Genomic DNA, 24,094 nt, shown 5'->3' with positions numbered 1-24,094 from the left:
GACAACATGGATATTCGCCCACTCGTGCCGGGACTGGCGGTCGCACCGCAGATCGCCGCAGCCGAACTCATAGAATTAAAGCAGGCAGGCTATCGCGCCATCATCTGCAATCGCCCCGACGGCGAAGGCGCCGATCAGCCGCTCTTTGCCGAGATTGCTTATGCGGCGAAAGCCGTCGGCATCGAAGCGCATTATCTGCCGGCCGAATCGGGCAAGGTGAGCGATGAGCAAGGTGTCGCGTTTGGGCAATTGTTCGACAGTTTGCCCAAGCCGGTGCTGGCGTACTGTCGCACCGGTATGCGCTCGACGACGATGTGGGCTCTGTCGCAAGCCAATTCGCAAGCGTTGCCGGCCCTCCTGGAGTCGGCGAAAAATGCCGGCTTCGACCTGAAGGGCGTGATCCGCCGCATCGTCAATCTTGGCCGCACGCCGGTCGAAGTCGCCGAAGCAAAGCATGTGGTGGTAATCATCGGCGGCGGCGCTGCCGGCATCGCGGCCGCAGCCAGCCTGCTGGCGCGCTGGCCCGGGCTCGACATCGCCATCATCGATCCGGCCGACATCCATTACTATCAGCCCGGCTGGACGCTGGTGGGCGCCGGCGTGTTCGATGCCGCCAGCACGGCGCGCACGATGGCGTCCCTGATTCCGCGCGGCGTGCATTGGATCAAGTCTGCCGTGGCCGCGTTCGAACCGGAACGCAATGCCGTGATCCTTGACGGTTGCCGCGTCGTCAAATACCAGCAACTGGTGGTGTGTCCTGGCCTGAAGCTGAACTGGAGTGCGATCGAAGGCTTGTCAGAGACGTTGGGACGCAATGGCGTCACATCGAACTATCTGTACCATCTGGCGCCATACACGTGGGAACTGGTGCAACAATTGAAAGGCGGGCACGCAATTTTTACGCAGCCGCCTATGCCGATCAAATGCGCCGGTGCGCCGCAAAAGGCCATGTATCTGTCAGCTGACCATTGGAAGCGCAGCGGCGTGCTGGAGCAGATCGAGATCGAGTTTTACAACGCCGGCGCGGTGCTGTTCGGCGTCCCCGCCTATGTGCCGGCGCTGATGGAATACGTGCGCGGCTATGACATCAAGCTCAATTTTGGCCACACATTGACCAGTGTCGATGGCGCGCGCAAGACCGCCACCTTCAGCCGCGCCACCCCTGATGGCAGCAAGGAGGTCGTGACGCGCGAATTCGACCTGCTGCATGTGGTACCGCAACAGGTCGCGCCGGATTTCATTCGCGTCAGTCCCCTGGCCGATGCCGCCGGTTGGATCGATATCGATCCGGCCACGCTGCGCCACAAGGTCTACGAGAATATCCACGCGCTGGGCGATGCCGGCAACTCCAGCAATGCCAAGACCGCCGCAGCGGCGCGCAAGCAAGCGCCGGTGGTGGCGCACAATGTGCTCGCTGCGCTGGGCAAGATCAAGGGTAGCGCGCAGTACGACGGCTATGGCTCGTGCCCGCTCACGGTGGAGCGCGGCAAGATTGTGCTGGCCGAATTCACTTATGGCGGCAAGGTCGCACCCAGCTTTCCCTCCTGGCTCATCGATGGCACCAAGCCATCGCGTCTGGCGTGGCTGCTGAAGGAGCGTATTCTGCCGCCGCTGTACTGGAAAGCCATGCTCAAGGGACGCGAGTGGATGGCCAAGCCGGAACTGGAGGATCTGTAGTCATGACAACGATACTGCTGCTAGGTTTTACCGTCGGTATCATTCTGGCACTAACTGGCGCCGGCGGCGGCATTCTTGCCGTACCGCTGCTGGTGTTCGGCGCAGGTCTCAGTATGGCAGAGGCCGGACCTATCGGCCTTCTGGCCGTTGGCCTGGCGGCGCTGCTTGGCGCCATCATGGGATTGAAGGCCGGCACCGTGCGTTACAAGGCGGCGCTGCTGATCTCGGTGACGGGAATACTGTTTTCTCCGCTGGGGCTATGGCTGGCCCAACGCATGCCTAACCGGCCTTTGACCATAGTGTTTGCCTTCGTGCTGCTGTTCGTCGCTTGGCGCGTGTTTCAGAAATCGATGCCAAGCACCGGACAAGATCAAACAGCCCAACGTATTCCTCCATGTCAGATCGATTCGAGCAAAGGCAAGTTGATCTGGACTGCTCCGTGCGCGCGCGCGCTAGCCCTGGCCGGCGTGGCCGCAGGTGGTCTGTCAGGCCTGTTGGGTGTCGGCGGCGGCTTCGTCATGGTGCCGGCGCTGCAGCGCTACACGAACCTGGCGACCCAATCGATACTGGCCACGTCTCTGGCGGTCATCGCGCTCGTGTCAATGTCAGGGGTCGTGGCCAGCACGCTGTCTGGTCACTTGCAATGGACGATCGCACTGCCCTTTTCGGGCGGCGCACTGGCGGGCATGATCGCCGGTCGCCTGGTCGCGGCAAGGCTGTCCGGTTCGCTCTTGCAAAAGGGCTTCGCAATCGTCTCGGCACTGGTCGCGGTAGCGCTGCTGATCAAGGCCCTGCGTTGAGCCGCGGAGGGCGGCGCTGGCGCCCCGGGCGTTCCAACTATTCCCTCCTCAATGTAATCAGAAAGGTTCGCATGACTTACACAAAAAAATTCCAGCAGCTCGCCGATTCCGCACGTGAACGGGCTATTGAAGTATCGCCGTGTGATGTCGATAAACTGATGGCTAACGGTGCCATTGCACTTGATATACGCGACAAGGAAGAGCACGACATCGACCATATTGCGGGCTCGCTCAACATCAGCCGGGGCAAGCTCGAAATGAACATCGAGCAGGCAATACCTGATCTTGATGCCGTCATCCTTTGTTATTGCAATGCTTACAATCGGGGAGCATTGTCCGCAGATACACTGCGCGCCATGGGTTACCGCAATGTACGCCTCATTGCAGGCGGGTTGAAGGCTTATCGCGCCAGGGATTGATATTGCAGGCTATCTATCGTTGAACAGCGTTACCACGCATGGCGCGCGAGTGCGTGGCAACGCATTTCAACCGATTTTAGCTACGCGCATCCTTAGGTTTGTCGCCTTTTGGCCAGTCCTTGGCCTTGCCTGGATAGACCGGGCGCACTTGCTTGGTGAAGTACTCGCTGACATCGAGCGCTTCCTGATCGCTCAGGCTGCCGCCCTGCCCTAATGGCATGTTGTACTTGACGAAGGCTGCGGCGGTATAGGTGCGGGCCATGCCGGCGCCATCGTTGAACGAGTCCTTGCCCCACACCGGTGGAAAGACATAGCCGCCAGCGCCATTCGGCAGGCCCTGTCCCTCGGCACCATGGCAGCTGGCGCACTTGGCGGCATACACTTGCTTGCCTTGCGCGCCATCGGGCTTGAGCTTCTGGTCGAACGAACCGAAGCCGCGCCCCTTTACATTGACGCCGGTTGGCACCCCCGTCGATATCCACTGCATGTAGGCGAGGATATCGTTCATCTCGTTCGAGGCGATCGGCAGCGGCTTGCCATTCAACGAACGCTCGAAGCAATCATTGACGCGCTCTTGCAGCGAAATGAGCTTGCCGCTGCGCGCGCGGTATTCCGGAAAAACACCCCAGATGCCGACCCACGGCGAGGCGTTCGGTGTGGCGCCGCCAGCCAGATGGCAACTGGTACAATTGAGACCGTTGCCGACATTGTTCGGCAGGCGCTGACGTGTCTCTGTCAGCAGCAGTTTGCCGTGCTTGATAGCATCCCCCTTGGGGCCAGACGGGATGCTGGCATCGAGCGGCGGATTGAAATCGGCGCCTTGCGCATGAGAGTTGCCGATGACAAAAACCGCGGCGCAGATTGTTGCAAGGATTTGCGCCCCCCACAGCGGCCGGTCAACCTTGCTCGACATGTATTTTTTTGACATCACTATCTCCTGTATTTTTTTAATTCTTGTGAACTGCCTGCTCGCAATGTTTACGCCGCCGAGAATTCCTCGAAGGCGGCCAAGGCGTTTGCCGAATTCATCGCGGATGGACCTCCGCCCATGTAGATTGCCATTCCCAAAGCCTCTTCGAGTTCAGCCTTTGTGGTGCCAAGCCTGACAAGTGCCTGCACATGAAAGCCAGTGCAGGCGTCGCAATGGGCTGCCACGCCCAAAGTCAATGCAATGAGCTCTTTGGTTTTCCGGGAGAGGGCACCGTCACGCGACGCCGCCCTCGCCAATTCGCCAAAACCCTTCATCACATCAGGAATATCGTTGCGCAATGTGCTCAGTTGTTTCGATATGGCAGTAGTCAGTTCACCGTAGGCGTTCGGATTTGTTGTCATTTTATGTACCTTGTTGGTGGGGTTATCGTTTGATCCCGTAAGTGCTTATCCCGAACGGTAAATATGCAGGGCAAAATCGGAAGATTCCGGTAGCCAAAGGGATGACACCGATCCATCCCCATGGGCCAATCAGGCCCAACAACACTGCGGCGATCAGGGACAGGCCCGCCACAATGCGAATTGTGCGATCAACACTTCCAATGTTTCTTTTCACGATAGTTCCTTCTGAGTAGGTAAATTGGGCGAGTGAGAAAATCGCTGAATACTGCACACGGTAGTAATGTTCACGTAAGCGGTTTGCGCGCAACCATGCCGAGTAAAGCCGAGCGGCCTACGTGCTGGATACCTTCCTTGAGTTCTTCTTCGTATTCGCACAATTCCACGATTTGGAGGATGGAGAACGCTACACGCATCATGTCGGCGGTATATAAGTGATCGAGTAGGCCCGGGCCGCCGGTTTTGTATTCCAGCTGCTTTGGCGTATAGCCCTGGATGATCAGGTAACCGCCGGGCTTGAGCGTGCCGATCATGTTGGCAAACATGCGGCGCCGCATTTCTGGCCCTGCAAATTGCACAAATATTGCGGCAACCACATCGTATGCCTCATGCTGCCAATCCCACGCGTCACAATCGGAGACGCGCAGATTAACGGTGACGTCGTGATGACGCGCAAGCTCCGCAGCCTTCGACACGCCTACTGGAGAGACATCGAAGGCATCGACTTGCAGGCCTTGTTTGGCCAGCCAGATGCTGTTCCGACCTTCACCATCGGCGACTGCCAGTGCCGTTTTACCCGCTTCCAGCAAACAGCGATGCGCCGCCAGGTAGGCGCTCGGCTCAGTGCCAAATAGGAAATCGGCACGGCGAAAGCGCTTGTCCCAGATTTGTGCTGCATCATTGAAAGAATTGTCATCCGTCATGTGGACATCCCTAAATTTCGTTCACGGGTACGGCAAGGTCAATCGGCTGCAGTTCAGCCCCCCCCCCCCCCGTTCGCGTCGACACGGTCACAACGGTGCTGGCGCAAAGCGCGGAAGAGATGCAATGTCATCTTTTGCTCAAGCAGTTTGCTTTCGGCGGGTTGGCAGGCGCTCCAGCAATTCAAATACCACCATGCCAGCAAGCATTGCGGCGAAAAAAATGAGGGGCTTGGCGCCACCGCTGAGCAGTGACGCCAGCGCCGGTCCAGGGCAATAGCCTGCCAGTCCCCAGCCGGCGCCGAAGGCGAGGCCGCCCCATATCAGACGGCGGTCGATGTGCGACGCCGTCGGTACGCGCATGATGGCGCCGGTCAGTGCCCGTGTGCGCCCTTCTGCCCAGCGAAACGCCACCAGCCCGACAACGATGGCGCCGCCCATGACCAGAGCCAGCGAAGGATCCCAGCGTCCTGCCAGGTCGAGAAAGCCGACGACCTTGGCTGGATTGGTCATGCCGGAGAGAATCAAACCGAAGCCAAAAACGATCCCTGCAATAAGTGCCGTGATGCTATGCATAGTGCGCTCCTTATCCAATGACGTGACGAACGATGAAAACGGTGAGGAAGCCGGCCACCATGAAGGCTCCGGTCGCTACCAGAGAGCGCGGCGACCTTCGCGACAGGCCACAAACCCCGTGGCCGCTGGTGCAACCTGAGCCATAACGCGTACCGATGCCGACCAATAAACCGGCCGCGACCAGTGTTATGGCTCCCGCGTCCACTTGAACCGTGGGCAGCGGCGCAAAGAGGCCATACACTAGTGGTGCGCCAACCAGACCGAGCAGAAATGCGATGCGCCACGCCAGGTCGCCAGTCGGCCATTGCAGCAAACCGCCGAGGATGCCGCTGATCCCGGCAATACGGCCGTTGAAAAGTAAAAACATTGCTGCTGCCAAGCCGATCAGCATGCCGCCGGCCAGGGAGGTCCAAGGCGTGAAATTGACCCAATCGATCATCATGATGTTGCTCCCGTTGCTTTTTCACAATAGAGTTGATATAGCACCTGCATGACAGCCTTTGCCTCGCTACTGGCAATGCTGTAGAAAATCTGTTTCCCTTCGCGCTGCGTGGTCACCAGCGCTTCATCGCGCAACACGCCAAGCTGCTGAGAAAGGGTTGGCTGTTGTATACCGAGGACATTTTCAAGCTCACGTACACAGTGAGGCCCCTGCGTCAGCTGGCAGAGGAGAAGCAGCCGGTCCGGATTCGCGAGGACCTTCAGTATGCCGCATGCCTGAGTTGCCGCCGCACGCATAGCTTGCAAATCAAACCCATTTTCCAAGTCGCTCATAGATTAAATATAGAAATTAGACAGAACTTATATTATATGAAAAAATATAATATGTATAGTTATATTATTTGTCGCCTTAAACTAGTAATCGTGCCGTTGAAGATATAGCTTCAGAATCAACTTTTAGGGTAGGCCGGCTACCCTGGAGGAGCAGCCCAATGTCGTAAAGTTGCGCGAGCTGTCCCAGTGGTCGGAAGGCCAAGTCTGGTGCAGCTCTAAGCATGGCGCAGGCGGGCTCGATCGGCTTGCTGGCGGTCGGCCTGGCGGCGGCCCTGGGCGCGTTGATGGGCCTGAAGTCCGGGACGGTACGCTACAAGGCGGCGATGCTTATTGCCGGCGCGGGCACCATCTGCTCCCCTTCTGGCCTGTGGATGGCGCAGCGCAGTCCGAATCGGCCGATACTGCGGCGTCCGGCAAACGCGCGCCGCCCTGCCAGCTCGACGCCAGGCGCGGAAAATTGCATTGGACGGCCCCTTGCGCCAGGGCGCTGGCGCTGTCTATCAAGGCCATCTGATGGCGCCCATCAGAATACCTAGCGCTCAGCCGCTGCGACCGACATGGTCAATTGCTCTAGGTGGGCGACGCCCACAGGATCGTCCATGTGGTTAAATAGGTGCCTCCCAGCAACTAACCAATTTTTAACTTCGTGCCGTGCTACAGTTCGATAGCAGGACAGAAACGCGCGTAGATGATCCATCTGTCCTTCTAGGCACGTGCAATGGTTTCGGTCACAGCAACGATAGCTACATAGAGTATTTAGAATCGATATGAGTTGAAGTGACGGAGATTTCGACAATTCTGGCGTACAACCTAGCGCCAGAGGCTTAACCCGATTTTCCGTTACACTGCGCCTCAGACCCCAGATTGCGAGGATGCGTAATTTCAGCCCATGCCCGCCCTTTTTTAGCCGTAGTCATGAATGATCGTGCCGATGATGAATGTCGGGATAATGGGGATGCACATGGCGCAAAGGCAAATGTCGATGGGCGTGCACATGCGGCTCCTTGCCGTCCCAACTGTCGTCATGTGTGTGCTGGTGATGGGCATCGTGGCTGTGCGCATGGGTGTGGGACATCGGCTCATGCTCATGATCGTGCTCGTGATTTTCCGTTAAATGCAGCCAAATACCTGCTGCCATCAGCGCGGCGGCTAGCCAGAACAGCAGTCCGGGAATATCGCCCAGCATGAACAAGGAGATGACCGCGCCGACAAATGGCGCTGCGGAGAAGTAAGCACCCGTGCGTGCCGTCCCCAGATACCGTAGAGCCAGCACAAACATGACAAGACTCAATCCATAGCCGCAAAAACCGACCAATCCTGCGCTCAAAGTGACAGCAGCGCTGGGCAAGTTATAACCCAGGGCCAGAGCGATGGCCAGGTTGACGGAACCGGCTACCAAGCCCTTCAAGGCGGCAATCTGCAAAGCGTCGCTGGCCGACACCTTGCGCGTCAGGTTATTGTCGATGCCCCAGCACAGGCAGGCGCCGACAATGGCGATCGCGCCCCAAGGCACACCAAGCTTGGGCACTTGCTCCCACGACAGCAGGATGCCGGCGGAGACAATCAGCAGCATGCCTATGAAAATGCGGCGGTCGAAATTTTCCTTGAAGACGAACCAGGCAAGCATCGCCGTGAGCACGCCCTCGATATTGAGCAGTAACGATGCCGATGAGGCAGGCGTGAGCGTCAGGCCAAACATCAGCAAGACCGGCCCCGCAATCCCGCCGAAGGCGATCGCCCCCGCAAGCCAGGGTAGATCCGCTCCCGTGAGCGTGGCGGGTTTGTCCTGATTGTTGCGGGTGAGCACCGCGCGCACCAGGAAGCAGGCCAGCAGGCCCAGTCCGCTGCCCAGATACAGTATGCCGGCCAGGGTCACCGGGGCGACCTGCCCTACCAGCGTTTTGGCAAATGGCGTGCTGGCGCCAAACAGGGCTGCCGCCAGTAAGGCGTACACGACGCCCTGATGCACACCCGCCCCAGGTGAAGATGATGAAGATGCCATGCCATGCTTTCATAACGTATTTTTTAACTTGGGTGCCAGTATGCACGATCTGGCACACGCTGCCAGCGCGCCCCTCATTGCGGCCCGGTGAGGGGCCGCATGGTCGTTTACTTGGCGACCAGCTCGGCCTTGACTGTGTTCTTGTCCGCGAAGGTGATGCTGGCCTGGGCTCGGGTGCCCGCGGCCAACGGCGCCGCCGTCTTGCCAACCATTGTATTGTCGGCGCCAGGCTGCAAGACAACGTCGGTCTTGGTACCACCCGAGATAATCGTCAACACACCCGTCGCGCCGGCCGTCGCATAGTTCTTTCCCGCGCTTTTGGCATACACCGTGGCTCCCGTCTTACCGCCCTTTAGTTCGAGCTTGATCTGCGCTGGCGCCTCATCATGGTCGTGGTCGGTGTGCGCCCACGCACCAGATGCGGCGGAAACGAGCAACAAGGCAGCCAACGTCAACATAACTTTTTTCATGCAATTCTCCATGGATGCGGCGATTTTGGTCGGCCTCGCCGCGACAAGCCGTCGTACATGTACGCGGCTCCGTGTTTTCAGCGCTGCGCACAGGAAACAAGCGGTACTACTTACTTTTTGTAAATGTCCGCGTAGAAACCGCTGGAGCGCAGCACAAGGGTCACCGGCTCGGCCGATTTGTTTTTCCAGTACCAGCCGTGTACGCCCGTAAATGGTGCGATCAGCGAGCCACTGGAACTGCTTACACCTTTATCGGCGATAAAGCTCTCGAACTCGTCCTCGCGCGCGTTGACTGGCTCGCCATGGAAATCATGATTGACCACGGCGCCACCCTTCGTTTCCCAGGAATAAATCAGCGTTGCTCCCTTGGCCAGGTGAGTTTTGACTTCTAGTCCCTTGCCGGGCGCCAGCGTAATTTCTTGCTCGTCCGAGCGATATGGCACCGTTTGCTTGGCGGCAATCGTGAGTGCGCGTTCCTCGCCGGGCGCAGATACTTGCGATCCTTGTGGCGCGGGTGCGCTATCGGCGGCCGCCGTTGCCGGGCGATGCAAGCTGGTCAAGCCCAGCGCCTTGCCGATTCCTGTCGGATCGATGCCATATTCGGCAGGCAGGACCGCGACGGTCAAAATGAGGCCGGCGACGAGGGCCGCCAGTCCGGTACCGCGCAGCAGTTCTTTTTTAGCTACCGAAATGCCGCCGTTCATTGGGATGGATGTCATGGGTAGTGTTCCTATTTGCTGAGAAAGCCGGTGAATTGAAAGCCAGCCAGAATGAATCCGGCCGTCATCAGGACGAAATTGCCGGTGGCGGCATGCCGTACAAAGCTGGTGGTGCTGCGCCAGTAGCGCATGGCGATCAGGATCATGCTCAGAGCGAGCAACTGGCCGATCTCCACACCGACATTGAAGGCAATCATGTTCGGCACCAGGCCATCGGCGGACAGGGCAAAGTCCTGCAGCTTGGTGGCTAGGCCGAGACCATGGAAGAAACCGAAGATCAGCACAGCCGCCCGCTTGTTCGGCTGCACCCCAACGACGCTCTTGAAACCGCCCAGGTTATCGAAAGCGCGGTACACGATGGACAAGCCGATAATTGCATCGACAAAATAAGCATTGATGTGCCAGCCGTTGATCACGCCCAGCAGCAAGGTAGTGCTGTGGCCAATGGCAAACAGCGTCACGTACAGGCCAATATCCTTCATGCGATACAAGAAGAAGATTACGCCGCACAAAAACAGCAAATGATCGTAGCCGGTGACCATGTGCTTGGCCCCCAGATAGATGTAAGGCAGGATTTGCATGCCACTGCTGGCCTGCAGAAAACCTTTGTCCGACTCGGAAACACCGTGCGCCGCCGCGATGGCGGCGCACAGCCACAGCAAGGTGCCGGTCAGCCAGCTCCACCGGGCGCCAAGGCCCGGCTTGTTCGTCATCAATTTCACGTAGTGCTCCTGTTAAAAGCCATGGCGTCGGGCGACGCCTGGAAAAATGCCTTATTCATGCTCCATATCCCAGACTACATGCGCATCGACCAAGACCCCGTAATACGCACGCGCCGCAGCGATACGCGCTGCCAGGGCATTTTGCTCGGCAGTGGTTGCCTGGCGCCGCGCCGTCAATAGCGTAGGCAAATCGGTCTCGCCCAAGGTGTAGGCGCGTTGCAGCAGTCGAGCGTTGTCGCGCATGTCCGCCGCGCCCGCTTCGGCCACCTGCCAGCCTTCCTGTGCGCCTTGCGCGGAAGCCATCGCCACGGCGATGAGCCCGTCAAGAGCACGTCGCTTCAGCGCGACTTCATGCTGGGACACCGCCATCGCTTGGGCGGCTCGCCCATCGCGCCCGGCCCGCTGCGCTCCAGGCAAGGGGATGCTGAACATGATGCCGGTGATGCGCTCACGTCCACCCACTTCCGATGCCGTGTACAGGCCAACGGTTGGGTCTGGCGTGCGTTCGGCGCGCATGCGCGCGCTGACGGCTTGTGCCTTGAGCAATTGCGCCTCGGTAATTTTGAGTTCATCACTCTGTGCCAGGATCCGTTCACGCCAGAACGTAGGCGACTCGGCAAGCGGCAGCGAGGATGGCAAGGTGGCTAACACGCGGGGGAAGCCCGGAAAACGCGCATGCAGGCGCGCCCACGCAACAGCAGCCGCCGTTTTGGCTTCAATACCGAGGCGTTGCTGGTCGGCCAGGTCGCCACGCGCCAGGCCGGCATCGAGTGCGGCGGCATCGCCAGCCTTGACGCGCTTGTTAACTGCTGCCAAATTGTCGCTGGCCGCCTGCTGGTGCTCAGCTGCCAATACCAGTGCCTGCTCCGCGTGCGCCCAGTCCAACCACAGCCCCAGCAGTTCTCGGGCGGTCTCGTGCAAGGCCTCGCCATAGCGTGCGTCACCCTCGTCCAGCAGCGCCTGGCTGATGCGACGATCGGCACTGGCCTTGGCCGGCAGGCGCAGCGTGCGTTCTATGCCCGCATTCCACTCCTTATAATGGGGGCCGGCTTCCACGGTACGCCGCTGGGCCGTGACCTTGGCGGTCCACTCATAAGGCGAGTCTTGCGCAAGCGCGGCATCCTGGCGTAACATCTCGCGCCCGGCACGGGCGGCGGCCACCTCCGGATCCTGATCCAGCAAGGGACGGACTATCGCTGTTGGCGGCAATCCGGGCGCAGGCGGGAGAGGAGCGGCTTGGACCGCACCAGTTGCCAGCGCAATGAGTAATCCATACTTCATAGCAGCTCCCCCGCTTCGGTAATGGGGGTGAGCCAATAGCGCACACCGCCGCCCTGCAAGACTTGGCGCAGCATAGTCAGCACCTTTTCCCGATGCGCTTCCGGCAAAAGTGCATCGATGCGCGTCATTTTGGCTAGGCCAAGCACTTGCTCGGTGGCGCTGAGCCGGTCGTGCGCCAGGCCGTGCGCGGCGGCCGCCGTACTGGTAAAAAGCGAAATTTCACTGCTCATCAGCAGCGTGTCGAGCACGCGCTCTTCCAGCGCCGGAGAACACAGCAAGGTTAAACACAGTTCAGTCATGGGGTTTCTCCTGCTTCGCCACGGCGAAGCGCAAATAAAGAATGGGCAACAACAGCAGAGTCAAGGCAGTCGCCGTGATCAAGCCGCCTATCACCACAATGGCCAAGGGGCGCTGGATTTCCGAGCCCGGCCCGCTGGCGAACAGCAGCGGGATCAGACCAAAGGCCGTAATCGAGGCGGTCATCATCACGGGGCGCAGGCGGCGGCGCGCCCCCTGCACCACAAGCTCTGCCATGGCCATGCCTTCGGCACGCAGCTGATTGAAGTAACTGACCAGAACGATTCCATTGAGCACCGTAATACCCAGCAAGGCGATAAAGCCCACCGATGCCGGCACGGACAGATACTCACCCGTGGCCCACAAGGCAACGATGCCGCCCACCAAGGCGAACGGGATGATCGACAGAATCAGCAGCGCCTGGCGTACCGAGCGGAAGGTGGAAAACAACACGATAAAGATCAGTCCCAAGGCCACCGGAACGACCACGCCCAGGCGCGCGGCCGCACGCTGCTGGTTCTCGAACTGGCCGCCCCAGGTGATGCGGTAGCCGGTCGGCAAGGCAAGGGTCTTGGCGACGCTGGCCTTGGCCTCGTTGACGAAGCCCACCAGGTCGCGCCCGCTGACATTGGCAATCACCACGCTGTAGCGGCTGCCCATCTCGCGGTCGATCTTGACCGGTCCTTCGGCGCGTTCCAGCTTCGCCACAGTGCTGAGCGGCACGCTGCTGCCATCCTTGGCGGTGATGCGTACGGCGGCGAAATCCGTCGGCGACAGGCGGATGGACTCGTCGGCGCGCAAGACGATCGGTGTTCGGCGGTTGCCCTCGACCGCATGCCCGGCCTGCTGGCCTTCGATCTGCACCCGCAACGCATCCTGGATTTCCTCGACGCTCAAGCCCAGCCGGCCCGCCTGCAGGCGGTCGACCGCCACCCGCAGGTATTGCACGCCATCGTTTTGCACCGTGTACACATCCTGATTGCCCGGTATGGTTTTCAGCACGCTTTCCACCTGCGACGCGAATTGGTTTAGTTGCGCCAGGTCGGGACCGAAGATTTTCACGGCGATATCGCCGCGCACGCCAATAATCATCTCGCTCACGCGCATTTCGATCGGTTGCGTAAAACTGTATTTAATGCCCGGCAGCTGGTCGAGTACCTTGCGGATCTCGTCCATCAGCGCTTCCTTGCCCTTCATCCGCCATTCGCCGCGTGGCTTGAGCAAGAGATAGGTGTCGGTTTGATTCAAACCCATCGGGTCGAGGCCGATCTCGTCAGAGCCCGCACGCGCCACCACGCCCGTCACTTCCGGCAGCGCCTGCATCAGGGCCTGATGAATCTTGAGGTCCAGTGCAGCGCTTTGCTCCAGGCTGACGGAAGGCAGCTTTTCGATGCCGACAATCAGGTCGCCCTCATCCATGGTTGGCATGAACGTCTTGCCCACCTGTGTGTAGAGCAAGCCCGCGCCGAGTAGCATGACTGCGGCGCCGATAGCAACCACCCGTTGCCGGCGCATGCTCCAGGCCAGCACGGGTTCGTACCAGATCAGCAGCTTGCGCGGCAACCAGGGTTCCTGATGCGCTACGTCGCGTAGCAGATACGAGGCCAGCACGGGAATGACGGTCAACGACAGCAGCAGCGAGCCTGCCAGTGCAAAGACGATGGCCAGGGCGACCGGGGCAAAGAATTTGCCTTCCAGATCCTGCAAGGTCAGCAGCGGCAAAAAGACCGTGATAATGATGACGATGCCGGAAGTGACCGGGACGGCCACTTCGCGCACCGCCCGGTATATCGTATGCAGGCGCGGCAACTTGCCCGCCGTCGGGTCGTGCGCCAGCCTTTGGACGATGTTTTCCACCACCACCACAGCCGCATCGACCAGCATGCCGATGGCAATGGCCAAGCCGCCCAGACTCATCAGATTGGCCGACATATTGAAGCCGCGCATGAGAATGAAGGTGATCAGCGCCGCCAGCGGCAAGACCAGTGCTACTGTGAGAGCCGCGCGCATGTTTCCGAGGAACAGGACCAGGAGGACGACGACAATCACCGTTGCCTCCAGCAGCGCCGACGAGACGGCGCCCACGGCTTTCGAAACGAGCTCGGCCCGGTCATAGAAAACATTCAGGGTGACGCCCTTGGGCAAGGTCGGCTGGATCTCGCCGAGCTTCTTGCGCACACCCTCAACCACTTGCTGCGCATTGGCGCCGGCAAGACCCAGCACCAGTCCCTGCACCGCCTCCCCTTTGCCGCTCTGGGTGACGACGCCATAGCGTGTCAGCGAGCCGATACGCACGTCGGCCAGTGCGCCCACGCGTAGCGGCGCCCCGTTTTGCACCGTGACGACGACCGCGCGCAGATCATCGAGGCTGGTGATGCTGCCCTCGCTACGCACGAGTAGTACTTCATCGCCTTCACCCAGGCGTCCGGCACCGTCGTTGCGGTTGTTGGCACGGATGGCCTCGCTCAACTGCGCCAGGGTGACACCGCCTGCCGCCATGGCCAGTGGATTGGGCACGACCTCGAAGGCGCGCACGACACCGCCCAGGGCATTCACATCGGCCACGCCGGGCACCGTGCGCAAGGCGGGCCGGATCACCCAGTCGAGCAAGCTGCGGCGCTCGGCCAGGGAAAGACCGCCGCCCTCGATGGTAAACATGAACATTTCCCCGAGCGGCGTGGTAACCGGCGCCATGCCGCCGCTGATGCCACTCGGCAAGCTGTCCGTGATGCCGGCCAGCCGCTCACTGACTTGCTGGCGTGCCCAGAAGATATCGGTGCCGTCCTGAAAGTCGATGGTTACGTCGGCTAGGCCGTATTTCGTCACCGACCGCAGGACCTTGGTCTTCGGAATGCCCAGCATTTCAACTTCAACCGGCACCGCAATACGGCTTTCCACCTCTTCCGGCGTCATGCCGGGGGCTTTCATGATGATCTTGACCTGTGTACTGGAAACATCAGGAAAGGCATCGATGGGCAGCTGCTTGAACGCATACCACCCGGCGCCGCCCAGCATCAGCGCTGCGAGCAGGACAAACAGGCGTTGCGAGAGGCATGCCTGGATCAGGCGGGCGAGCATCAGCTGCCCCCTTTCTCGCCCAGCCAGGAGCCTTTCAGGGCCACAACACCGGAGACGGCAATTTTCTCACCGGCCTTGAGCATGCCGGACACCCGCACGCGCTGCCCTGCGCTACTGACGACGGCGACCGGACGCGCTTCAAAACCGTCCTTGGAGTGCACAAATACATAGGCTTGCTTGCCGTCGTGCGCCAGCGCGGCCAGTGGCACGTCCCAGGCGGCCGTATTGGCGCCCAGTGGCAATTGCACTGTGACCATTTCGCCGGGCCGCAAGCCGCTGGTGCCGGCATCGAGTTCCGCGCGGATGGCGACCGTCTGGCTGCCTGGCGCGACGACGGGGCTGATACTGACGATGCGTGCCTTGCTGTTGCGCCCCTCGACCTGCAGGGTACCGCCTACGCGCCAGGCCGCAGATTGCGCTGCGGGCGCCTGGATTTCCAGTGCCAGGCGATCGAGTTGCGTCAGATGCAGCAAGGCTGTGGCAGGATCGATGCGCTGGCCTGGTTTGACTTCGATCTGGGTCACGATGCCGGCCTGGGTGGCCGTCAGCGTCACTCCATCCTCCAGCTTGCCGCTGGCAATAATGCGCTCAATTGCCTGCGCCGGCAGACCGGCCAGGCGCAGCGCAGCTTTAGCCTGCCGCAATGTCGCTTCGCTGTCCTGCAGCGCCGTCTGCGCTTCCTGTACGCGGCGCTGGGCGATGATGCCTTCATCGAACAAGGCGCGTTCGCGCTGCGCAGTCTGGCGGGCCAGGCCGGCCCGGCTCGCAGCTTGCAGCAATTGCAATTGCAAAGGCCCGAGTTCCTGGCTCACCAGGCGCAGCAATGGTGCGCCGCGCTTGACTACCTGGTTCGGTTGTACGTACAACTGCACCGCCAGGCCCGTCACAGGCGAGCTGACAATCTGTTCGCCACTGGCGGGCAACGTGACTTGTGCAGGCAGGCTCAGCACGACCAACTCGGCATCGCGCTGCAATGCCCGCACTTGAATATCGAGGGCTTTCATCTGCTGTTCCGTGACAGCAAATTTGGCCGAACGCTCCGCAGCGGACGACGGAAGGCACAATGCCAGCGCAAGCGCCAGACATAGGGGCGAGAGTATTTCTCTTGTTTTCATGATTCTTTCCTGAATGAGACAGACAGGGCTACCGGGTAATCGAGGCCATGGCCCGCAGGCCAGGCACGCCAACGCTCCCCAGACGCGCCAGAGTGGCGGCTGTGAAGGAAGGCAGCAAAAGGTAAAAGATGCAACGAGGACAGAGACGCACGGCGCATCAGGGCGCGCGTCTACTCCGGCAGATGCTGGATGGGGAGCGCAGGCTCCCCGTCTTGCAGACGGAGTTAGGCTGTCAGCGCGTCGCTACAAGGCGGGCGGAACGGTGGGTCGTACGACGGCAGCGGCAAACGCAGGGTGACAAATTGCGGCGGGACATTGGCGTCCGCAGCCAGCATGGAAAAACCACCGAAGGCGGTATCCGGGAAAAACTGAAGGTGGTCGACGGCGTGCAAGGCCTGGTGTCCGGACTTGCTGGGCACCTCATTGTTGCGATTATCATGATCGCCGTCGTCGCTGTGGCCCAGGTGAGCGTGCTCATGCTCACCGGCATCCTGGTCAAGTTGGCCGATATGCGCCATCTCATGTGCCAGGCGAACGCTGCTCCCCGTCCATGCGCCACTATTCGTCATGAACATGACGAACAGAAAAAAAGCGAGGTAATGGGAGAGTGACTTGCGCATGCCGCGAATGTATCACGCCTGCGACGACTTTGCGAGGCCTACTTATCGGTGAAAAAGTTCACCAAAAGTATTAAGGAAGCGTCCCAGAAGATGGGAAATAATCACCCTAAGCTATTTTAGAGCGACTCAGTGCCAGCTAAGTCAGCGTACGTAGTCTCTCCATTGCGCAAATACCTGCGTTCTTTTTGGAGAAGCACTATGCATCGCTACAGCAAACTTTCCCTACTGGTTGCCACCATAACCACTGCGGGCACCGTCGCCTATGGTGCCCAAGGTGGTATGGAAAACGAAGCAATGGCCATTACAAAGGCCAAAATCCCGCTTGCACAAGCTGTCACCACTGCCGAGCAACACGCCAACGGCAAGGCTACACGCGCCGAGTATGAGAACTCGAAGCAAGGATGGGTCTATGACGTGGAAGTCGTCAGTGGGGCCAAGGTCTTTGATGTCAAGGTCGACGCTGACAAGGGCACGGTCATTTCGTCCGCTGAAGACAAAGCGGATCGCGATGACGATCACGACAAACAAGACTGACTACACGCCAGTACGATCGGGGCATCCCCGTGTGGAGATCCGACCACGGGGATGCTATCGGAGACTGCAATTACGCACTATTTCTCTAGCCGAATGCCCCAGAACACCCAAGCACGCTGCTGCTAACCTTAGCCACCTTTTTCGCTGAGTATGCCATTTGAGGGCTACCGGCCATCATCGGGTTCGGTGGATACGTAAATGATTGCATCTATGACTGAGCTAAGTTTGTCTGGCAATACTTGTATCAAAACCCATACGCTTTGGACGGAGATAACTCTATGAATGCGCTGGCTACACATCCCACATCAAATTGGCTAAACAAAGTCCCCGACGTTACCCTCACGTTCTGGATCATCAAGATTATGTCCACGACGGTCGGAGAAACCGGAGCCGACTTTCTGGCCGTCAACGCAGGCTTCGGCCAAGGCGTAACCCACGCAATAATGGGTGCACTGTTGGCTATTGCCCTATTCATGCAGTTACGCACGCGCCGCTACACACCCTGGATTTACTGGCTCACAGTTGTTCTGGTCAGTGTAGTTGGTACCCTGATTACTGACCTGCTCACCGATGGACTAGGCGTGAGCCTGTATGTCAGCACGTCAGCATTTGCCGTGGCGCTGGCAGGGATTTTTGCGGTTTGGTTTTGGGTGGAACGTACTTTGTCCATCCATGAAATTTTCACACGGCGCAGGGAGTTGTTTTACTGGTCTGCCATCCTCTGCACGTTTGCACTGGGTACGGCGGCAGGTGACTTGGCGACCGAAGCGCTCGGTCTGGGCTTCACATGGGGGGCGATGTCATTCGGCATATTGATCGCTATCACCTATGCGGTATGGCGAATGGGCGGCAACGCCGTTCTGACCTTCTGGATAGGCTACATCCTGACTCGCCCCTTCGGTGCCGCACTTGGCGACCTGCTGACGCAGGCCAAGGCCTATGGGGGCCTCGGCATGGGTGCCATGTGGACCAGTGCTCTATTCCTGACCGTGATCGTGATACTGGTGGTCGTCGCGCAGTTTAGCGTTGGCAATCGCATGAATACACAAGCCGTCGAATAAAGTCTATCTAATAACTCAAGGAAAAAACATGCGCCATTTGCATTCGATGACTCACTCCGTTGCCACTCTATCTGCCATCGCCCTCTTGGCCCTTGCTAATGGCTGCTCAAAGTCCACCAGCACCGGTACGGCAGGCCCTGTTTCATTTAAAACAAGTCAGGCTACTTCTGCACCGCAGGCAAAGACTGCATCCAAGCTGGGGAATCTGTCAGCGTTTCGAACCATCGCCGCAGAGGTTGTGGCCAACGTCGATAAAGGCGATCTGCCAGCTGCTAAAACGCGGATCAAGGAGTTGGAGGTCGCATGGGACTCGGCGGAAGCAGGCTTGAAGCCACGTGCAGCGGCTGACTGGCATATGCTCGACAAAGCCATTGACCGCGCCCTTGGCGCCCTACGTGCAGATGCGCCCAGTCAAATTGACTGCAAAAAGGCTTTAGCTGACCTGTCGACCATTTTTGATTCCCTCCAAGCCAAGCCCTAACTAGCAAAAAGGAATTGATGTGAATATTTCAACAGAAAAAGCACTAGGCAAAGTCCCAGAAGTGACGCTCGCTTTCTGGATCATCAAGATTGCAGCCACCACGCTCGGCGAAACAGGTGGAGATGCTGTTTCGATGTCAATGAATTTGGGCTACTTGATTGGTACGGCTATTTTCTCAGTCATATTTCTGGCGGCGGTCTTTGCGCAAATTAAGGCCAAGACCTTTCAGCCCTTTCTTTACTGGACCACTATCATTGCAACTACCACAGTCGGCACGACGCTGGCTGATTTTGCAGACCGATCCCTCGGTATTGGGTATGCTGGTGGCTCTACCTTGCTTATAGCTTTATTGTTCGGTTCCCTGTCTATATGGCATCGAACGCTAGGCTCAGTTTCGGTCAGCACGGTCAGCTCACCGAAGGCCGAGATGTTCTATTGGGTAACTATCATGTTTTCTCAGACCCTGGGAACGGCACTGGGCGATTGGACAGCGGATTCAGCAGGCTTGGGCTACACCGGCGCCGCCATAGTGTTCAGCGCGTTGTTGGCCCTAGTCGTTGCAGCTTACTATTGGACAAATGTGTCGCGGACCGTGCTTTTTTGGGCAGCATTCATTTTGACCCGCCCTCTCGGAGCCGTAGTGGGGGATTTTCTGGATAAGCCGCTCAGTGCAGGCGGTCTGGCCCTGAGTCGTTACTCAGCATCAGCAGCACTATTCGCCTTCATTTTGGCTAGCATTTTGCTATTCAAGCAAAGGGCTGCCAGAACGGCGCATTGAATTATCGGTATCAGTAGGAGAAATAATGCGAGTATTGCTGGTCGAAGACGACACCATGATTGGTGAAGCTATCCAAGGGGCGCTAAAAGACGCCTCCTATGCGGCCGACTGGGTAAAAAACGGTCAAACTGCTCTTACGACACTGGGTTGTCAGCACTATGACCTGGTGCTACTCGACCTTGGACTGCCCGGCAAGGATGGGCTGGAGGTGTTGTCCAACATCCGCGCCAAGGACAACCCCGTTCCACTGCTCATCATCACCGCCCGTGACGGCCTTGACGATCGACTGCGCGGTTTGGATGGCGGGGCCGATGACTATGTGCTCAAGCCCTTTGAAATGGCCGAACTACTAGCCCGCATGCGCGCCGTGCTACGACGCAAAGGAGGAAGCGCAACACCTCTGCTAAGCAACGGTGTTGTCTCGCTCGATCCGGCCACGCGAGAGGCTGCAGTCACCGATAGTGCACCTGTGCAACTATCCAACCGTGAGTTCTCCTTGTTGCAAGCCTTGCTGGCACGTCCCGGTGCAATTCTTTCCCGCAGTGATCTGGAAGATCGTATCTACGGATGGGGTGACGAGGTGGAAAGCAACGCCGTCGAATTCCTGATCCATGCACTGCGGCGCAAGCTGGGTGGCGAAATCATCAAAAATGTCAGGGGGGTAGGATGGATGGTTTCAAAAAACGCTTGAACGAGTCAGTCCAGTTCAAGCTGTCGTTTTCGCTGTCGCTGGCCATTTTGCTCATCGCATTGGTAGCAGGCATATTTTCTTTCCTATCAGCATTCGACGAAGCCCACGAGTTGCAAGACGACATGCTGCACCAGGTTGCGGCGCTGTTTGATCGACAACACCTACCGCCTGTACATCTTGGAGACAACGGACGTGCCAAAGACAGCGATGAAGAATCCCGCGTTATCGTCCAATATTTAGTAGATGACAGCAAGGCGGCCGAAAAAGGAGCGGAGAGAGCACCGCTGCCACTACCAATCACGCTACGCGATGGTCTGCATACCATTGAAGTCAATGGCGAGCCGTTCCGTGTGTTGGTTAAAACAACGTCCAACGGCAGGCGACTCAGCGTGGCGCAAGAAACCGGCGTTAGAGATGAAATTGCGCGCGACAGCGCCTTGCGTACCTTAATGCCGTTACTGATTTTGGTTCCAATCCTGCTTTTGATCGTAGCTGATCTTGTGCGCAAAATGTTCCGACCGATCGCTTCTTTGTCGGTGGAAATCGACCAACGCGCCGAACAGGAGTTGCACCCAATCGAAGAAAAGCATCTTCCTGCTGAAGTGCGCCCGTTTGTGGTGGCGATCAACCGTCTACTTGCCCGCGTTGAGCAATCAATGGAAAGCCAGCGCCGGTTTGTCGCGGATGCGGCGCATGAGCTTCGGTCCCCGTTGACAGCCTTGTCGCTGCAAGCGGAGCGACTGGATCAGGCGGATATGTCTGACCTCGCGCGTGAACGTCTCATTACACTGCGTCGAGGTATAGAGCGCGGACGGAATCTACTGGATCAGCTTCTCACCTTGGCCAAAGCTCAGGCTGCGCTCGACCGACCCAAGTCGTCTGTATCGGTGAAGCAGATCTATCGCCGCGTGCTGGAAGACCTCATGCCTCTGGCTGAGGACAAGCACATCGACATTGGCGTGGAAGGAGAGCAAGACGCCCAACTCTGGGTGAACGAACTGGATGTAATTGCCGTAGTCAAGAATTTGGTCGATAACGCCATTCGCTACACGCCGGATGGAGGCAAGGTAGATCTTTCTGTCACCACGGAGGAAGGTCATGCAATACTGAGAATCAAAGACTCAGGGCCAGGTATTCAAGTCGCCGAACGGGAGCGGGTGTTTGACCCGTTCTATCGCACTCTTGGGAGCGATCAAGTCGGGTCAGGTCTGGGCCTTTCCATCGTCAAGGCAGTCGCGGACCGGATTGGCGCTGAGATTCAGCTGGGGTTCTCAGACGAAGTGAGGCATTCCGGTCTTTGTGTCTGTGTGCTCGTGCCGCTGGCTAAACCACTTTAAGGAAATGTATGGTGACATCAACCGGCTGGTTCTATTGGGCAATTCTGTCCGCCGTTTTTGCGGCACTGACTGCCATTTTTGCCAAGATCGGCATTCAGAACGTCGATTCTGATCTGGCCACATTAATCCGAACGGCAATCATTATGGTCGTACTGTCGGTGTTCGTGGCTTACACGGGCAAGTGGTCCAACCCCTTCGAGCTTTCGTCGAAGACCTGGTTGTTCCTTGGGTTGTCCGGCCTAGCCACTGGCGCATCTTGGGTATGTTACTTCCGGGCACTCAAGATAGGAGATGCATCCAAGGTCGCGCCGGTAGACAAGCTCAGCCTTGTTCTAGTGGCGGTGTTCGCGTTCACGTTCTTGGGAGAGCGACCATCGCTGCGCGAGTGGTCGGGTATAGCGATGGTCGCCGGTGGCGTTCTCTTGTTGGCCTTCAAGCGTTGATGCGTCAGATTGAGCTATACCCTAACCTGATGTCAGACGACCCCAGCGCAAGCCGTCAGGATAGGGTTGGTATTGCAATTACCTGACATATACATTGAACGGTCATAGAGTCTTTCCTGACACATCTTGTTAAGGAGGCACATTTGCGAGGTCAACGCATCGGTTATATCCGGGTCAGCAGTTTCGACCAGAATCCAGAGCGTCAGCTCGATCAGGTTCAAGTTGACAAGCTGTTCAACGACAAGGCCTCGGGCAAGGACACCCAGCGCACGCAGCTTGACGCCTTGCTTTCGTTCGCCCGCGAAGGCGACACGGTAGTCGTGCATAGCATGGATCGTCTGGCGCGCAACCTGGACGATCTCCGCCGGCTGGTGCAGACGTTGACCAAGCGCGGGATACGAATCGAGTTCGTCAAGGAATGCCTGAGCTTCACCGGCGAAGACTCGCCGATGGCGAACCTGCTGCTGTCGGTCATGGGAGCGTTCGCGGAGCTCGAGCGGGCCTTGATCGGCGAGCGGCAGCGCGAAGGGATCGCATTGGCCAAGCAGCGCGGCGTCTACCGAGGTCGCAAGAAAGCGTTGGTGGACAACTAGGTTATCGATCTGCGTCGCCGTGCCGGTGCCGGCGAGCAGAAATCAACGCTTGCGCGTGAGTTCGGCATCAGTCGGGAAACCCTGTATCAGTGCTTGAAGGTGACGCCAACTCCTTAACCCGGTTTTTCGTTCCACTGCACCTAAAACCCCGGATACCTCAGCGAAAAAATGCCCCGCACACCAGAACGCACAACTCGTCCCGAACCAAGTGTTGATGGCGACGGCGCAGGCGATATGTGTGCATCCCCCAAAAAGTGTAACACTGCCCAGTTGAGCTCGGATAGCCGCATTGGGCACTCATCGTAATGGCACTCCATGCTTCGCGACCACTCAATCTCTTCGGTGCTGTCCAGTGGGTCATCAAGACCATCCTTGAGGATCCCCTTGATCTTTAGTAACGGGTTCATCGTGAATAGTCTAGTAATCATGACTAGATTGCAGAAAAGGGCGTTCAGCACCTTTTGGGACACTAACAGGACAAGCAGCAGCCTGCTCCGGCAGAAGTCGCATGTTAGAGAGAACTCAACGTCTAACCCACACTATAGACAGAGATAGGCGCCATTAGAGTCTGCCATTAAAGCACAAGCAGCCGCAAGGCATTCCCATCGTATTACCGCAGTGTCTTTACCCCCCACTATTGGATGAACAGCCAGTGATCGTACCTGCCGGGTACATCGCTTTCATTGGCTTGCTTCCACTTCGCTTTACTTCCTTCCCATTGACCAATCTTTTGACCTCAGTGCGCTGATTTAGCCGCTGGGAATAAATCCCGGTGCTAGACAAGCCAGACGACTGTTTTAGCCGCCAGGTTCACGCTTGACTCCGGCACCAGTGCTTGGATTACTGCGCCATTGACATCGGCCAGGGATTTAACACATGGAAAACCCACCAGAGGAATGCAGGTCGATTGTTCAGCATGATGTGTTGAGAGCTTGCACGGACAGCAAGTCGTGACAGTAGTTTTGAGTTGTACGCAGCCTGCGCAACCGCACAGGTAGTCGTGTGCGACGCCGGCCAAGTGATCAAGCCGAGGGCGGACGGCGAAGAAATATAAAACCAGTAGCTGTAATAAGCGTATGGCCCATTTTTTAACCTTTAGGAGAAGTCTATGACGCACAAATCGAAACCATCCGCGCTCGCAATTGCCCTGGCAAATGCGCCCGCCCTGCTGAACTGGTACAAGGCTTTTAAGGACTTGACGGAGCAATTCGTTGCGTCTGAAATTGGCAGACAGCTGCTTACTGCCGCTGCACTTCAAGTCCATCCCATCTACACCTGGGACATTTGGCCTATCCTGGGAAAAAGCCTTTTCGGAGGTTGAAGGGAAGTTTGAGCTGTACTGTCAAGAGTGTCCGCTATTGACAGTACAGCTCATTC

Annotated in this window: 27 protein-coding genes and 1 pseudogene; 12 read left to right on the top strand and 16 right to left on the bottom strand. The window is 58.3% G+C overall.

The features are described 5' to 3' along the window. Nucleotides 1-6 precede the first annotated feature (6 nt). The 3 genes from ACP7DW_RS23070 to ACP7DW_RS23060 all read left to right on the top strand — a co-directional run bounded on the left by ACP7DW_RS23070 (nucleotide 7) and on the right by ACP7DW_RS23060 (nucleotide 2,896). Nucleotides 7-1,677 carry a bifunctional protein tyrosine phosphatase family protein/NAD(P)/FAD-dependent oxidoreductase gene (locus tag ACP7DW_RS23070; RefSeq protein WP_071080454.1) on the top strand — a complete coding sequence of 557 codons (1,671 nt, stop codon included), beginning with the start codon at nucleotides 7-9 and terminating at the stop codon, nucleotides 1,675-1,677. Between the two features lie 2 nt (nucleotides 1,678-1,679). Then, nucleotides 1,680-2,477, top strand: a complete 798-nt coding sequence (locus ACP7DW_RS23065; RefSeq protein ID WP_071080459.1) for a sulfite exporter TauE/SafE family protein — start codon at nucleotides 1,680-1,682, stop codon at nucleotides 2,475-2,477. A gap of 71 nt (nucleotides 2,478-2,548) precedes the next feature. Then, nucleotides 2,549-2,896: a rhodanese-like domain-containing protein gene (locus ACP7DW_RS23060; RefSeq protein ID WP_071080462.1), complete on the top strand. Its 348-nt coding sequence runs from the start codon at nucleotides 2,549-2,551 to the stop codon at nucleotides 2,894-2,896. Nucleotides 2,897-2,972: 76 nt separating this feature from the next. Here ACP7DW_RS23060 and ACP7DW_RS23055 read toward each other — a convergent pair whose 3' ends face one another. The 16 genes from ACP7DW_RS23055 to ACP7DW_RS22980 all read right to left on the bottom strand — a co-directional run bounded on the left by ACP7DW_RS23055 (nucleotide 2,973) and on the right by ACP7DW_RS22980 (nucleotide 16,799). Then, nucleotides 2,973-3,824, bottom strand: a complete 852-nt coding sequence (locus ACP7DW_RS23055; RefSeq protein WP_242428566.1) for a c-type cytochrome — start codon at nucleotides 3,822-3,824, stop codon at nucleotides 2,973-2,975. Nucleotides 3,825-3,874: 50 nt separating this feature from the next. After that, the gene (locus ACP7DW_RS23050; RefSeq protein ID WP_071080465.1) at nucleotides 3,875-4,228 is read right to left on the bottom strand and encodes a carboxymuconolactone decarboxylase family protein; all 354 of its coding nucleotides are present in this window, start codon (nucleotides 4,226-4,228) and stop codon (nucleotides 3,875-3,877) included. A gap of 22 nt (nucleotides 4,229-4,250) precedes the next feature. Next, nucleotides 4,251-4,442 carry a YgaP family membrane protein gene (locus ACP7DW_RS23045; protein ID WP_081345020.1) on the bottom strand — a complete coding sequence of 64 codons (192 nt, stop codon included), beginning with the start codon at nucleotides 4,440-4,442 and terminating at the stop codon, nucleotides 4,251-4,253. Nucleotides 4,443-4,512: 70 nt separating this feature from the next. Beyond that, entirely contained in the window at nucleotides 4,513-5,148 is a 636-nt protein-coding gene (locus ACP7DW_RS23040) for a class I SAM-dependent methyltransferase (RefSeq protein ID WP_071080468.1), read from the bottom strand. Between the two features lie 138 nt (nucleotides 5,149-5,286). Next, nucleotides 5,287-5,721 (bottom strand): YeeE/YedE family protein, encoded by a 435-nt coding sequence (locus ACP7DW_RS23035; protein WP_071080471.1) that lies wholly within the window; start codon nucleotides 5,719-5,721, stop codon nucleotides 5,287-5,289. A gap of 10 nt (nucleotides 5,722-5,731) precedes the next feature. After that, the gene (locus tag ACP7DW_RS23030; RefSeq protein ID WP_071080474.1) at nucleotides 5,732-6,163 is read right to left on the bottom strand and encodes a YeeE/YedE family protein; all 432 of its coding nucleotides are present in this window, start codon (nucleotides 6,161-6,163) and stop codon (nucleotides 5,732-5,734) included. Then, complete coding sequence (locus ACP7DW_RS23025; protein ID WP_071080477.1) at nucleotides 6,160-6,495, bottom strand: ArsR/SmtB family transcription factor; 336 nt, start codon at nucleotides 6,493-6,495, stop codon at nucleotides 6,160-6,162. The genes ACP7DW_RS23030 and ACP7DW_RS23025 overlap by 4 nt, the downstream gene beginning before the upstream one ends. Nucleotides 6,496-7,408: 913 nt before the next feature. Further along, entirely contained in the window at nucleotides 7,409-8,497 is a 1,089-nt protein-coding gene (locus tag ACP7DW_RS23020; protein WP_071080479.1) for a DMT family transporter, read from the bottom strand. 107 nt (nucleotides 8,498-8,604) lie between these two features. Continuing rightward, the gene (locus tag ACP7DW_RS23015; protein ID WP_071080481.1) at nucleotides 8,605-8,967 is read right to left on the bottom strand and encodes a hypothetical protein; all 363 of its coding nucleotides are present in this window, start codon (nucleotides 8,965-8,967) and stop codon (nucleotides 8,605-8,607) included. A gap of 110 nt (nucleotides 8,968-9,077) precedes the next feature. After that, nucleotides 9,078-9,686: a hypothetical protein gene (locus tag ACP7DW_RS23010; RefSeq protein ID WP_071080487.1), complete on the bottom strand. Its 609-nt coding sequence runs from the start codon at nucleotides 9,684-9,686 to the stop codon at nucleotides 9,078-9,080. Between the two features lie 11 nt (nucleotides 9,687-9,697). Next, entirely contained in the window at nucleotides 9,698-10,399 is a 702-nt protein-coding gene (locus ACP7DW_RS23005; protein WP_071080571.1) for a HupE/UreJ family protein, read from the bottom strand. 60 nt (nucleotides 10,400-10,459) lie between these two features. Next, the gene (locus ACP7DW_RS23000) at nucleotides 10,460-11,689 is read right to left on the bottom strand and encodes a TolC family protein (RefSeq protein WP_071080490.1); all 1,230 of its coding nucleotides are present in this window, start codon (nucleotides 11,687-11,689) and stop codon (nucleotides 10,460-10,462) included. Continuing rightward, the gene (locus tag ACP7DW_RS22995) at nucleotides 11,686-11,988 is read right to left on the bottom strand and encodes a DUF3240 family protein (protein ID WP_071080492.1); all 303 of its coding nucleotides are present in this window, start codon (nucleotides 11,986-11,988) and stop codon (nucleotides 11,686-11,688) included. The genes ACP7DW_RS23000 and ACP7DW_RS22995 overlap by 4 nt, the downstream gene beginning before the upstream one ends. Then, the gene (locus ACP7DW_RS22990; RefSeq protein WP_071080494.1) at nucleotides 11,981-15,064 is read right to left on the bottom strand and encodes an efflux RND transporter permease subunit; all 3,084 of its coding nucleotides are present in this window, start codon (nucleotides 15,062-15,064) and stop codon (nucleotides 11,981-11,983) included. The genes ACP7DW_RS22995 and ACP7DW_RS22990 overlap by 8 nt, the downstream gene beginning before the upstream one ends. Next, entirely contained in the window at nucleotides 15,064-16,179 is a 1,116-nt protein-coding gene (locus tag ACP7DW_RS22985) for an efflux RND transporter periplasmic adaptor subunit (protein WP_071080496.1), read from the bottom strand. Before ACP7DW_RS22985 ends, ACP7DW_RS22990 begins: the two co-directional genes overlap by 1 nt. 224 nt (nucleotides 16,180-16,403) lie before the next feature. Beyond that, entirely contained in the window at nucleotides 16,404-16,799 is a 396-nt protein-coding gene (locus ACP7DW_RS22980; protein ID WP_139174893.1) for a hypothetical protein, read from the bottom strand. Between the two features lie 198 nt (nucleotides 16,800-16,997). On the opposite strand from ACP7DW_RS22980, the gene ACP7DW_RS22975 reads away from it, so the two are divergent. The 9 genes and pseudogenes from ACP7DW_RS22975 (at nucleotide 16,998) to ACP7DW_RS22935 (ending at nucleotide 24,038) form a co-directional block, all read left to right on the top strand. After that, nucleotides 16,998-17,333, top strand: a complete 336-nt coding sequence (locus ACP7DW_RS22975; protein WP_071080500.1) for a PepSY domain-containing protein — start codon at nucleotides 16,998-17,000, stop codon at nucleotides 17,331-17,333. Between the two features lie 278 nt (nucleotides 17,334-17,611). Continuing rightward, nucleotides 17,612-18,394, top strand: coding sequence for a COG4705 family protein (locus ACP7DW_RS22970; protein WP_071080502.1), 783 nt, complete (start codon nucleotides 17,612-17,614; stop codon nucleotides 18,392-18,394). A gap of 28 nt (nucleotides 18,395-18,422) precedes the next feature. Further along, nucleotides 18,423-18,875: a hypothetical protein gene (locus ACP7DW_RS22965; protein WP_071080503.1), complete on the top strand. Its 453-nt coding sequence runs from the start codon at nucleotides 18,423-18,425 to the stop codon at nucleotides 18,873-18,875. A gap of 19 nt (nucleotides 18,876-18,894) precedes the next feature. After that, complete coding sequence (locus ACP7DW_RS22960; RefSeq protein WP_071080505.1) at nucleotides 18,895-19,653, top strand: COG4705 family protein; 759 nt, start codon at nucleotides 18,895-18,897, stop codon at nucleotides 19,651-19,653. A 25-nt stretch (nucleotides 19,654-19,678) separates the two neighbouring features. Then, entirely contained in the window at nucleotides 19,679-20,344 is a 666-nt protein-coding gene (locus tag ACP7DW_RS22955; RefSeq protein ID WP_071080506.1) for a response regulator, read from the top strand. Next, on the top strand, nucleotides 20,320-21,681 hold the full coding sequence (locus ACP7DW_RS22950; protein WP_426056792.1) for a sensor histidine kinase: 1,362 nt from the start codon (nucleotides 20,320-20,322) through the stop codon (nucleotides 21,679-21,681). The genes ACP7DW_RS22955 and ACP7DW_RS22950 overlap by 25 nt, the downstream gene beginning before the upstream one ends. 8 nt (nucleotides 21,682-21,689) lie before the next feature. Continuing rightward, complete coding sequence (locus ACP7DW_RS22945; protein WP_071080509.1) at nucleotides 21,690-22,124, top strand: EamA family transporter; 435 nt, start codon at nucleotides 21,690-21,692, stop codon at nucleotides 22,122-22,124. A gap of 143 nt (nucleotides 22,125-22,267) precedes the next feature. Further along, nucleotides 22,268-22,834: pseudogene (locus ACP7DW_RS22940) on the top strand (recombinase family protein). A 991-nt stretch (nucleotides 22,835-23,825) separates the two neighbouring features. Next, nucleotides 23,826-24,038, top strand: a complete 213-nt coding sequence (locus tag ACP7DW_RS22935; protein WP_071080511.1) for a hypothetical protein — start codon at nucleotides 23,826-23,828, stop codon at nucleotides 24,036-24,038. Nucleotides 24,039-24,094 lie beyond the last annotated feature (56 nt).

This window comes from Janthinobacterium sp. PSRC1-1, from assembly GCF_049897525.1.
Lineage (GTDB): Bacteria > Pseudomonadota > Gammaproteobacteria > Burkholderiales > Burkholderiaceae_D > Janthinobacterium > Janthinobacterium tructae.
This window is presented reverse-complemented; position numbering and strand designations above follow the sequence as displayed.

Coding starts and splice junctions, on each gene's coding strand:
- ACP7DW_RS23070 (WP_071080454.1), top strand. CDS start 7: ATGGATATTCGCCCACTCGTGCCGGGACTGGCGGTCGCACCGCAGATC.
- ACP7DW_RS23065 (WP_071080459.1), top strand. CDS start 1,680: ATGACAACGATACTGCTGCTAGGTTTTACCGTCGGTATCATTCTGGCA.
- ACP7DW_RS23060 (WP_071080462.1), top strand. CDS start 2,549: ATGACTTACACAAAAAAATTCCAGCAGCTCGCCGATTCCGCACGTGAA.
- ACP7DW_RS23055 (WP_242428566.1), bottom strand. CDS start 3,824: ATGTCAAAAAAATACATGTCGAGCAAGGTTGACCGGCCGCTGTGGGGG.
- ACP7DW_RS23050 (WP_071080465.1), bottom strand. CDS start 4,228: ATGACAACAAATCCGAACGCCTACGGTGAACTGACTACTGCCATATCG.
- ACP7DW_RS23040 (WP_071080468.1), bottom strand. CDS start 5,148: ATGACGGATGACAATTCTTTCAATGATGCAGCACAAATCTGGGACAAG.
- ACP7DW_RS23035 (WP_071080471.1), bottom strand. CDS start 5,721: ATGCATAGCATCACGGCACTTATTGCAGGGATCGTTTTTGGCTTCGGT.
- ACP7DW_RS23030 (WP_071080474.1), bottom strand. CDS start 6,163: ATGATGATCGATTGGGTCAATTTCACGCCTTGGACCTCCCTGGCCGGC.
- ACP7DW_RS23025 (WP_071080477.1), bottom strand. CDS start 6,495: ATGAGCGACTTGGAAAATGGGTTTGATTTGCAAGCTATGCGTGCGGCG.
- ACP7DW_RS23020 (WP_071080479.1), bottom strand. CDS start 8,497: ATGGCATCTTCATCATCTTCACCTGGGGCGGGTGTGCATCAGGGCGTC.
- ACP7DW_RS23015 (WP_071080481.1), bottom strand. CDS start 8,967: ATGAAAAAAGTTATGTTGACGTTGGCTGCCTTGTTGCTCGTTTCCGCC.
- ACP7DW_RS23010 (WP_071080487.1), bottom strand. CDS start 9,686: ATGACATCCATCCCAATGAACGGCGGCATTTCGGTAGCTAAAAAAGAA.
- ACP7DW_RS23005 (WP_071080571.1), bottom strand. CDS start 10,399: ATGACGAACAAGCCGGGCCTTGGCGCCCGGTGGAGCTGGCTGACCGGC.
- ACP7DW_RS23000 (WP_071080490.1), bottom strand. CDS start 11,689: ATGAAGTATGGATTACTCATTGCGCTGGCAACTGGTGCGGTCCAAGCC.
- ACP7DW_RS22995 (WP_071080492.1), bottom strand. CDS start 11,988: ATGACTGAACTGTGTTTAACCTTGCTGTGTTCTCCGGCGCTGGAAGAG.
- ACP7DW_RS22990 (WP_071080494.1), bottom strand. CDS start 15,064: ATGCTCGCCCGCCTGATCCAGGCATGCCTCTCGCAACGCCTGTTTGTC.
- ACP7DW_RS22985 (WP_071080496.1), bottom strand. CDS start 16,179: ATGAAAACAAGAGAAATACTCTCGCCCCTATGTCTGGCGCTTGCGCTG.
- ACP7DW_RS22980 (WP_139174893.1), bottom strand. CDS start 16,799: ATGCGCAAGTCACTCTCCCATTACCTCGCTTTTTTTCTGTTCGTCATG.
- ACP7DW_RS22975 (WP_071080500.1), top strand. CDS start 16,998: ATGCATCGCTACAGCAAACTTTCCCTACTGGTTGCCACCATAACCACT.
- ACP7DW_RS22970 (WP_071080502.1), top strand. CDS start 17,612: ATGAATGCGCTGGCTACACATCCCACATCAAATTGGCTAAACAAAGTC.
- ACP7DW_RS22965 (WP_071080503.1), top strand. CDS start 18,423: ATGCGCCATTTGCATTCGATGACTCACTCCGTTGCCACTCTATCTGCC.
- ACP7DW_RS22955 (WP_071080506.1), top strand. CDS start 19,679: ATGCGAGTATTGCTGGTCGAAGACGACACCATGATTGGTGAAGCTATC.
- ACP7DW_RS22950 (WP_426056792.1), top strand. CDS start 20,320: ATGGATGGTTTCAAAAAACGCTTGAACGAGTCAGTCCAGTTCAAGCTG.
- ACP7DW_RS22945 (WP_071080509.1), top strand. CDS start 21,690: ATGGTGACATCAACCGGCTGGTTCTATTGGGCAATTCTGTCCGCCGTT.
- ACP7DW_RS22935 (WP_071080511.1), top strand. CDS start 23,826: ATGACGCACAAATCGAAACCATCCGCGCTCGCAATTGCCCTGGCAAAT.